General features: G+C 44.6%; 8 protein-coding genes and 1 rRNA gene. 8 read left to right on the plus strand and 1 reads right to left on the minus strand.

The window, feature by feature from the left end:
- Positions 1–41 precede the first annotated feature (41 nt).
- The 4 genes from AB5026_RS09800 to AB5026_RS09815 all read left to right on the plus strand — a co-directional run bounded on the left by AB5026_RS09800 (position 42) and on the right by AB5026_RS09815 (position 3,920).
- Positions 42–1,160 carry a LacI family DNA-binding transcriptional regulator gene (locus tag AB5026_RS09800; RefSeq protein WP_147603229.1) on the plus strand — a complete coding sequence of 373 codons (1,119 nt, stop codon included), beginning with the start codon at positions 42–44 and terminating at the stop codon, positions 1,158–1,160.
- 274 nt (positions 1,161–1,434) lie between these two features.
- A complete protein-coding gene (gene fsa / locus AB5026_RS09805) occupies positions 1,435–2,088 on the plus strand; it encodes a fructose-6-phosphate aldolase (protein WP_015525668.1) in 654 nt (217 codons plus the stop codon).
- A gap of 66 nt (positions 2,089–2,154) precedes the next feature.
- The gene (locus AB5026_RS09810; RefSeq protein ID WP_015525669.1) at positions 2,155–2,994 is read left to right on the plus strand and encodes a transketolase; all 840 of its coding nucleotides are present in this window, start codon (positions 2,155–2,157) and stop codon (positions 2,992–2,994) included.
- Positions 2,982–3,920, plus strand: coding sequence for a transketolase family protein (locus AB5026_RS09815; RefSeq protein ID WP_015525670.1), 939 nt, complete (start codon positions 2,982–2,984; stop codon positions 3,918–3,920). The genes AB5026_RS09810 and AB5026_RS09815 overlap by 13 nt, the downstream gene beginning before the upstream one ends.
- Here AB5026_RS09815 and yyaC read toward each other — a convergent pair.
- On the minus strand, positions 3,893–4,504 hold the full coding sequence (gene yyaC, locus AB5026_RS09820; RefSeq protein WP_265190927.1) for a spore protease YyaC: 612 nt from the start codon (positions 4,502–4,504) through the stop codon (positions 3,893–3,895). The two genes, AB5026_RS09815 and yyaC, sit on opposite strands and share 28 nt — an antisense overlap.
- A 133-nt stretch (positions 4,505–4,637) precedes the next feature.
- Between yyaC and AB5026_RS09825 the strand changes: the two genes are divergently transcribed.
- The 4 genes from AB5026_RS09825 to AB5026_RS09840 all read left to right on the plus strand — a co-directional run.
- Complete coding sequence (locus AB5026_RS09825; protein WP_022426513.1) at positions 4,638–5,900, plus strand: LysM peptidoglycan-binding domain-containing protein; 1,263 nt, start codon at positions 4,638–4,640, stop codon at positions 5,898–5,900.
- Positions 5,901–5,966: 66 nt separating this feature from the next.
- On the plus strand, positions 5,967–7,199 hold the full coding sequence (locus tag AB5026_RS09830) for a DUF5711 family protein (RefSeq protein ID WP_022426514.1): 1,233 nt from the start codon (positions 5,967–5,969) through the stop codon (positions 7,197–7,199).
- A gap of 10 nt (positions 7,200–7,209) precedes the next feature.
- Complete coding sequence (locus AB5026_RS09835; RefSeq protein ID WP_021650939.1) at positions 7,210–7,917, plus strand: CvpA family protein; 708 nt, start codon at positions 7,210–7,212, stop codon at positions 7,915–7,917.
- Positions 7,918–8,437: 520 nt separating this feature from the next.
- Positions 8,438–8,727, plus strand: a 16S ribosomal RNA gene (locus AB5026_RS09840); the annotation flags it as partial.

The following is an 8,727-nucleotide window of genomic DNA, read 5'->3' on the forward strand; positions in this document are numbered from 1 at the left end:
CAGCCAGGAAATTTCCCCAGATTATAAAGGAGGTGAGACTGGTGGCAAAAAAGAAAGCAACCTCATCGGATGTGGCAGCACGCGCAGGAGTTTCCCAGGCAACGGTATCCATGGTGCTGAACCGGAAATATAATGTTTCTTTTTCGAGAGAAACTGTGGAGCGGGTGGAGCAGGCGGCCAGAGAGCTTGGCTATGAGCTTCCCGGACGTCGGAAACACAAAGCTGACAGAAAAGAAAAGCTGATCGTTGTTTTCTGTCCCACACTCACCAGTCCCTATTATGTACTGTTGCTTCAGGGAATCGAGGCTGTGGCCAATGAGCAGGGATATGGGGTATTTATCTGCAACACCCAGCGCGATGCGGGGCTGGAAGAAAAATATCTCCGTATGATGCAGACCATGCGGCCGGCAGGGATCATCTATACCTGCAATCCTCATCCGGATTTCCAGCATCAGGTAGAAAAGATCGCAAAAGAAACACCGCTGGTCATCATCAGCAACAAGGAAAAAACAACCACGGTAGATGCTATCAATCAGGACAACACAGTGGTAGGAAGGCTGATGGCCAGACATCTTCTTGATCTGGGGCACACGGATGTGGCATTTATCACGCCGCCACTTACCAGACGGCAGTGGCAGCGATCCAAGCGTGTGGAGGGCTTTGTCCGCGAGTTTGAAAAAGAGGGAAAAAAGGATCATGTGCTCATCAAGGCGGCAGATGAGTCCAATGACAGAAAGATCCCGCGGATGGATTCCGAGTATGCCATGGGCTACGAGCTGACCATGGAGCTTCTCCAGGAAGGACATAAATTTACGGCTATCGCAGGACAGAATGACATGATGGCCATAGGCGCCATTGATGCGCTGCATGAAATGAGGATACACGTTCCGAAGGATGTTTCTGTCATAGGGTGCGACAATATTTTTTATTCCGGCATCCGCAGGATCTCCCTGACAACCATTGATCATTTTGTTGCGCTGAAGGGAAGAGATGCCTGTGACATCATTATCCGTAAGATCGACATGAATGATAAATTTTACCTGGATGAAAGACCTGCCAGCCTGTATAATATCGAATATACCCCGAAGCTGATCACGCGCCGCACGACGGGGTATGCAAGACTGGACAGAAACCAGTCTGATGAACAGAAAAATAAATAATAGCGCAAAAATTATTAATAATAATATATAGAGAGAGTTTCCATGACACATTTGAATAGAAACCTTGTTAGCTACGATAATTACGGCGATATTCGAATTGAGGAAAATGGAAAGAAGCTGTTTTGGGTGAAAAAATTGACAGGCACTATTAATAAAATGTTATTTTATTAATAAAAGATTTATTAATAAAAAGCAGGTGCCTTGACCCCCGCAATGAGTTTGTTATAATGGAATCATCAAGAAAAAGAACGAACGTAAACAGGAGGAAAAAACAATGAAATTTTTTATCGACACAGCTAAAGTAGAGGATATCAGAGAAGCAAATGACATGGGAGTTATCTGTGGAGTTACAACAAACCCGTCTCTGATCGCCAAAGAAGGAAGAGACTTCAACGAGGTGATCAAAGAGATCACAACGATCGTTGACGGACCGATCAGCGGTGAGGTTAAAGCTACCACAACAGATGCTGAGGGAATGATCCGTGAGGGACGTGAGATCGCAGCCATCCATCCGAACATGGTTGTTAAGATTCCTATGACAACAGAGGGACTGAAGGCAGTTAAGGTTCTTTCCTCTGAGGGGATCAAGACAAACGTTACTCTGATCTTTTCTGCTAACCAGGCACTTCTTGCAGCAAGAGCAGGTGCTACATATGTATCTCCGTTCCTTGGAAGACTGGATGACATCTCCACAGATGGCGTTGAGCTGATCCAGCAGATCGCTGAGATGTTTGCAGTTGCAGATATCCCGACAGAGATCATCGCAGCAAGTGTTCGTCATCCAATGCATGTAACTGCATGTGCACTTGCAGGCGCAGATATCGCTACGGTACCGTTCAAGGTAATTGAGCAGATGACACATCATCCGCTGACAGATGCAGGTATCGCTAAATTTCAGGCTGATTACAAGGCAGTATTCGGTGAGTGATCGAAACCTCTTTTATATACAAATTCCCTGTGAACAGCAGGGCACTAAAAAGGAGACATTAATAACATGGATAAGTTAGAACTTCAGAAAGTTGCCAACGAAGTCCGCAAGGATATCGTAACAGCAGTCCATGCAGCAAAGGCCGGCCATCCGGGCGGATCCCTTTCTGCAGCAGACGTGTTCACCTATTTATATTTTGAAGAGATGAACATCGATCCGAAGGATCCTAAGAAGGCAGACCGTGACCGTTTTGTCCTTTCCAAAGGACATACAGCACCGGGACTCTATTCTGTACTTGCAGAGAGAGGATATTTTCCAAAAGAGGATCTGAAAACACTTCGTCATCTGGGCTCCTATCTTCAGGGACATCCGGATATGAAGCATATTCCGGGCGTTGATATGTCCAGTGGTTCTCTTGGTCAGGGAATCTCTGCAGCAGCAGGTATGGCTCTTTCTGCCAAACTCAGTAATGATGACTATCGAGTATATACATTGCTGGGTGATGGTGAGATCGAGGAAGGCCAGGTGTGGGAGGCAGCTATGTTCGCAGGCTTCCGTAAACTGGACAACCTGGTTGTGATCGTAGATAACAATGGACTTCAGATCGATGGTGACATTGCAGATGTATGCTCCCCGTATCCGATCGACAAGAAATTTGAAGCTTTCAATTTCCATGTGATCAATGTTGCGGACGGCAACGATATGGATCAGCTGAAGGCTGCTTTTGATGAGGCAAGAGCTACAAAGGGTATGCCGACAGCTATCATCATGAAAACAGTAAAAGGTAAAGGCGTTTCCTACATGGAGAACGCAGTAGGCTGGCACGGAAAAGCTCCGAATGACGAGCAGTATGCACAGGCAATGGAAGATCTGGAGAAGGTAGGTGAAGCATTATGTCAGAAGTAAAGAAAATCGCAACGAGAGCAAGCTACGGCAGTGCCCTCATAGAATTAGGAAAAAAACACGAGGATCTTATCGTTCTTGACGCTGACCTTGCTGCAGCTACACAGACAGGTATGTTTAAAAAAGAATTCCCGGAGCGTCACATTGACTGCGGTATCGCAGAGTGCAACATGATGGGTATTGCGGCAGGAATCGCTTCTACAGGTAAGGTTCCCTTTGCAAGTACTTTTGCAATGTTTGCAGCAGGACGTGCTTATGAGCAGGTTCGTAACTCCATCGGATATCCGAAGCTGAATGTAAAGATCGGAGCAACTCACGGCGGTATTTCTGTAGGTGAAGATGGCGCCACACATCAGTGCCTGGAGGATTTTGCCCTGATGAGAGTGATTCCGGGCATGGTCGTTGCAAGTCCTTCTGATGATATCGAAGCAAAAGCTATGGTTGCTGCTGCTTACGAGCATCAGGGACCGGTATACATGAGATTCGGACGTCTTGCTGTTCCGGTTATCAATGACAGACCGGATTATAAATTTGAGCTTGGTAAGGGCATCGTTCTCCGCGAGGGAAAAGATCTTACCATCATCGCAAACGGACTTTGCGTTGCACCGGCTCTTGAAGCAGCTGAGAAGCTTGCAGCAGACGGAATCGATGCAAAAGTGATCAATATCCATACCATCAAGCCTCTGGATGAGGACCTTGTTGTTGCAGCTGCCAAAGAAACCGGCAAGGTTGTAACTGTTGAGGAGCATTCCATCATCGGCGGTCTTGGCGGAGCTGTATGCGAGTGCCTGGCTGAGAAGGCACCGGTACCGGTTAAACGTATCGGAATCCATGATGTATTCGGTGAGTCCGGTCCGGCATTAGAACTTCTTCATAAATACGGTCTCGATGCAGAGGGTATCTATAAGCAGATCAAGGAGTTCGCATAATCAAGATCAACAGGGGATAAGTCTGTTTCTGCAGGAAGTATCTTAAGGATCCCGCAGGCGATCACATCTGCAAGTGCTACCACGGTGGAGAGCCGGGTAGTCTGCAGGGTAAGCTGCTCCATGATTCCGGCAGTATTTACAATGCCGGTGATATGGATGTCCCCTACAGGTGGAAGATCTTTCTGAACACCAGCACCTGGGTAAAGTGCACCATTTCCAATGGTCACATAGCCCAGGTGTTTTTTTTGTCCAAGAGAAGCATCTATGGCGATTACAAGGGCGTGTGGATGAAGCCTTGTGATAAGCGATGAAGTTTTTTCCAAGTTCAGGGCATGGACCGGGCAGGAAAGAGTGCCGTAGACAAAAATATGTCCGGTTTCATGAGGATGAAGAAGGTGTCCGATATATGGGCCTAAACAATCTCCGGTAACACGATCACTGCCAATGCATAAAAACACGATCTCAGTCCATTTTTTAGGACAGTGAAGAATGCATTTTTTCAGAAGATAAGCAATCTCGCCGGATGAACCGTTTTTTCCGGCATCAATGTAAAAAGCCATGAGAAACCTCGATTCTTTTTTCACTCTATCATATCCTGAAAAAAGGAAAAATATGCATGGTGCGGAATCTGTCGCTAAATTCTATGGACAGACTCTTACATTCTGCTAAAATCCGCATTTTTACTGTGCTATGCTTGGACAGAAGGAGTGATATGAGATGATAGAAGTCATTTATAAGGAGGACACAACAGAACAGGAAACCGCACAGGAATCGTTTTCCATGCCTAGAAATGTAAGACAGATTGGGCTGGCGAACGGAGATTACAGGATTTATATAGAAGATTATGTATACACATTTCTCTGCAGCCTGGCAGAAGATGAAAAGCCGGAAGGCCAGGGAAGTGTGGCGGTACTTACAGGTGAAATTCAATGGACTGCAGATATGACCTGTATTTTTATAAAAGGTGCCATTGCAGCAGACGGCATGGAGGCTGCGGCAGAACATATTGACTTTTCGGAAAAACTCTGGCAGAAACTGCAGGAGGATAAGGATCAGTATTTTCCGGAGCAGGAGATCGTGGGATGGTTTTTTGCACAGCCTCAGATAGCAATGGAGATCACGGAGCTTTTTGTGAAAGTACATCTCAGACATTTCGGAGGGGAAAAGATCCTGATGCTGATGGATCCTGGAGAACGGGAGGATGCCTTTTTCCGTTATGATGGCGGCATGATGGCAAAACTGAGCGGGTATTATATTTATTATGAGAAAAATTCTCAGATGCAGACGTATATGATCGAACGCAGCCAGAAAGAGGGCGGAGAAGCATCCGAGAAAGTGGAGGACAGGGCTGTCAGAAATTTCAGAAAGATCATAGATAGTAAAAATCCGGAGGAACAGGGAGAAGAGAAAACTTCTGTTTTTTCTTATGCGGCTACGGTGTGTCTGGCATTGGCAGTTCTTGTGGCTGGAGTGGGCTTTTATCGGAATCAGCAGGAAAAAACAGAGGTTCCGGAAGATTATCGCGCTGCTTCTGCTTCGGTGGTGCAGATGACACCTGCAGTAACAGAACCGGTGCGGAGTGTATCGGTTTCGCCAAAGGCGGTGCAGACGCAGAAACCGGTGCAAACACAAAAACCGGTACAGACGCAGGAAGCTGTGCGGGGAACTCCGGTCCCGACGGAAACCATGCAGAAAAGAGAAAAAATCTCAATAACACCGGAACCTCGAAGTTCAAAAAAACAGTCTGTTTCAGAAGCAACGCAAAAAAAGGATAATAAAACAGAAGAGAAAAAAACAGAAGAGACTTCAGTGGCTGCAGGAAATCCTGGAGAAACTTATGTGATCCGCCCGGGAGACACCTTGTATCAGATCAGTCTGAACCGCTATGGCACTGTAGAGGCGATGGAACAGATCTGTGCATTAAACGGAATTTCTGCCAATGAGATCATTTATCCCGGGCAGGTAATTGTACTACCCTGATGGAGTGTGCTATAATAACTGGAAAACCAATTACAAAATAAAATACTTAAGGTAAGGGATACAGTTGTGAATATCATAAAAAAAATACAGAAAAAACAAAAGCGTAAAAAGCTGATGAGGCAAAAAGCCAGGCTTGCACAGGAACAGGCTGCACAGGAAGGCGCTCACTACGGGAGAACTTCTCATCGCCGAAGGATTTCAAGAAAGGGGAAAAAGGTGATCACAGCGGCAGTGATCGCTGCTGCAGTCTGCCTGGTTTTTCTCTATGCAGAAAAAAGAAGCTATCACAGCTATAAAGTATTAAATACAAGCGAACAGGAAGATGTTGTGTCCACACAGTATGTGGACATGGATGGAGATATCCTGAGATACAGTCCGGATGGAGTATCTGTTGTGGACAACAGCATGAATACGATCTGGAATGAAACCTATACAATGCAGAATCCTATTGCAGATGTGAATGGAAGCAGGGCGGTTGTTGCAGACAGCGAGGGAACATCGCTTTATATCTGCGACAAAAAAGGTGTGACCGGAACTGTAACAACATCTTATGCTATTGTAAAAGTGCGGATCGCATCGAATGGAATGGTTGCAGTGATCCTGGACAATGATGATAATACCTGGATCAATTTTTATAATCCGGATGGCAGTCTGGTCGCGGAAAATCTGACTAAGATCGATGATCCGGGATATCCCATGGATGTAGCAGTGTCTGATAACGGAGTGATGATGGTAACATTCCAGTATGTTGATGGAAGCAAGACTACCAGCTATGTGGCATTTTATAATTATGGGGATGTAGGGCAGAATGAGGATGATCGGATCGTAAGTGGTTATACCTATGAGAATGTAGTGATCCCGCAGGTGGAATGTATCAGTGACAGTAAGTATATTGCTTTGCGAGATGATGGATTTTCTACTTACCAGGGAAGCCAGATTCCCAAAGAAAGCAAAACAGTCAATGTAAAACAGGAGATCGTAAGTACATTTTTCAGTGATGACAGGATTGGCCTTGTATTTAAAAACAATAATAAAGATGATCTGTATACAATGGAAGTCTATAGTATGAGCGGACAGCTGAAATTCCGTAAAAATTTCAATATTCCATATACGACTATAAAAATGAGCGGAGATAATATCATCATGTATAACAGCTCGCAGATCTGCGTGATGAACAGCCGTGGCGTACAGAAATATGCCGGAAATGTAGATGGAACGATCCGGGATTTCTTTAAGATCGGATGGAATAAATATCTTATGGTACTGGATACAGGCGTCAGCACCATAAAATTCAGTTAAGGGGGCAGATATGAACTGGACATGGCTTGGACTGGCTGTGCTGGTCCTGCTTGCCTTTTCCATGGTGGATGGATACAGGCATGGCTTTGTAAAAGAAGTAGTATCTGCATTGCTTGTTCTGATCTCCGTTGCTCTGGTATGGCTGATCAATCCTTATGTGAATCAGTTCATACGTGAGAATACGTCTGTTTATGAAAAAATCCAGACTGCCAGCGGATCATTTGTGGATTCTCTGGCAGATGGAAAAGAAACCATGGATGAGGAGGAACAGAAGGCGTTGATCAGCAGTATGGATATTCCGGATCTCCTCCAGAAGGGGATAACAGAAAATAATACGGCATTGGTGTATCAATATCTGGCGGTTAATACATTTGCAGGGTATATTTCCGGATATCTGGCCAATGTAGCAGTGAACTGTCTTTCTTTTTTGGTATCATACATACTTTCCTCAATCCTGATCCATGTGCTGGCGTATGCCATGGATCTCCTGGCAAGATTGCCGGTCATTCGTGGGATCAACAAAATAGCCGGCGCCGTAGTAGGAGGCATGAAGTGTATTGTTTTTGTATGGGTCGGAATGCTGGTACTTACGATTTTATGCAACACGGAAATAGGGCAAAAGGGTCTGGGACTGATCCGGGGTGATACAGTACTGGATTTTCTTTATGATAAAAATATTTTTATCCGTATTTTTACAGGAATATTTTATGGTGGGTAAAAGAAACCGCATTTTGCAGACGGAAAAGCACCAGGATACAGGTGGTGACCATGTCTGTGAAATGCGGTTTTTGGCGAAAAAATACGTTTTTTAGAAAAAAATGAAATTTATGTAAAAAACATGTTGACAGGTAATGGAAAAAATGATATTCTATCAGAGTTGTTAGGAACAAATTGTTTTTAAGAAACAGATAAATACATCTGCTTTCAGAAAAATAAAAAAGTAGTTGACAAAAGACAGAAGATATGATAAAGTATCCAAGTCGTCAACAAAACGACAACAAAATCTTAACTCAAAAATGTTTGAAAAAAACTTAAAAAAGTGCTTGACAAACAAAAAGAGATGAGATAAAATAAACGAGCTGTCTGAGAGACAGACACAACAAACCTTGATAACTAAACAGTGAAACACATACGATTCTCGAAAATTTCTTTACATTTAAAGAACGGTTTAAACAAACCAAAAGCAGTAAAAACGAGAGATAGCCAAACGGTTGTCTTGAGTAAACGAATCAAACATTTTATCAGAGAGTTTGATCCTGGCTCAGGATGAACGCTGGCGGCGTGCTTAACACATGCAAGTCGAACGGGAAACCTTTTATTGAAGCTTCGGCAGATTTAGATTGTTTCTAGTGGCGGACGGGTGAGTAACGCGTGGGTAACCTGCCTTATACAGGGGGATAACAGTCAGAAATGACTGCTAATACCGCATAAGCGCACAGAGCTGCATGGCTCGGTGTGAAAAACTCCGGTGGTATAAGATGGACCCGCGTTGGATTAGCTAGTTGGTGAGGTAACGGCCCACCAAGGC

This window comes from Blautia sp. RTP21359st1_E11_RTP21359_211015, assembly GCF_040910705.1.
Lineage (GTDB): Bacteria > Bacillota > Clostridia > Lachnospirales > Lachnospiraceae > Blautia_A > Blautia_A fusiformis.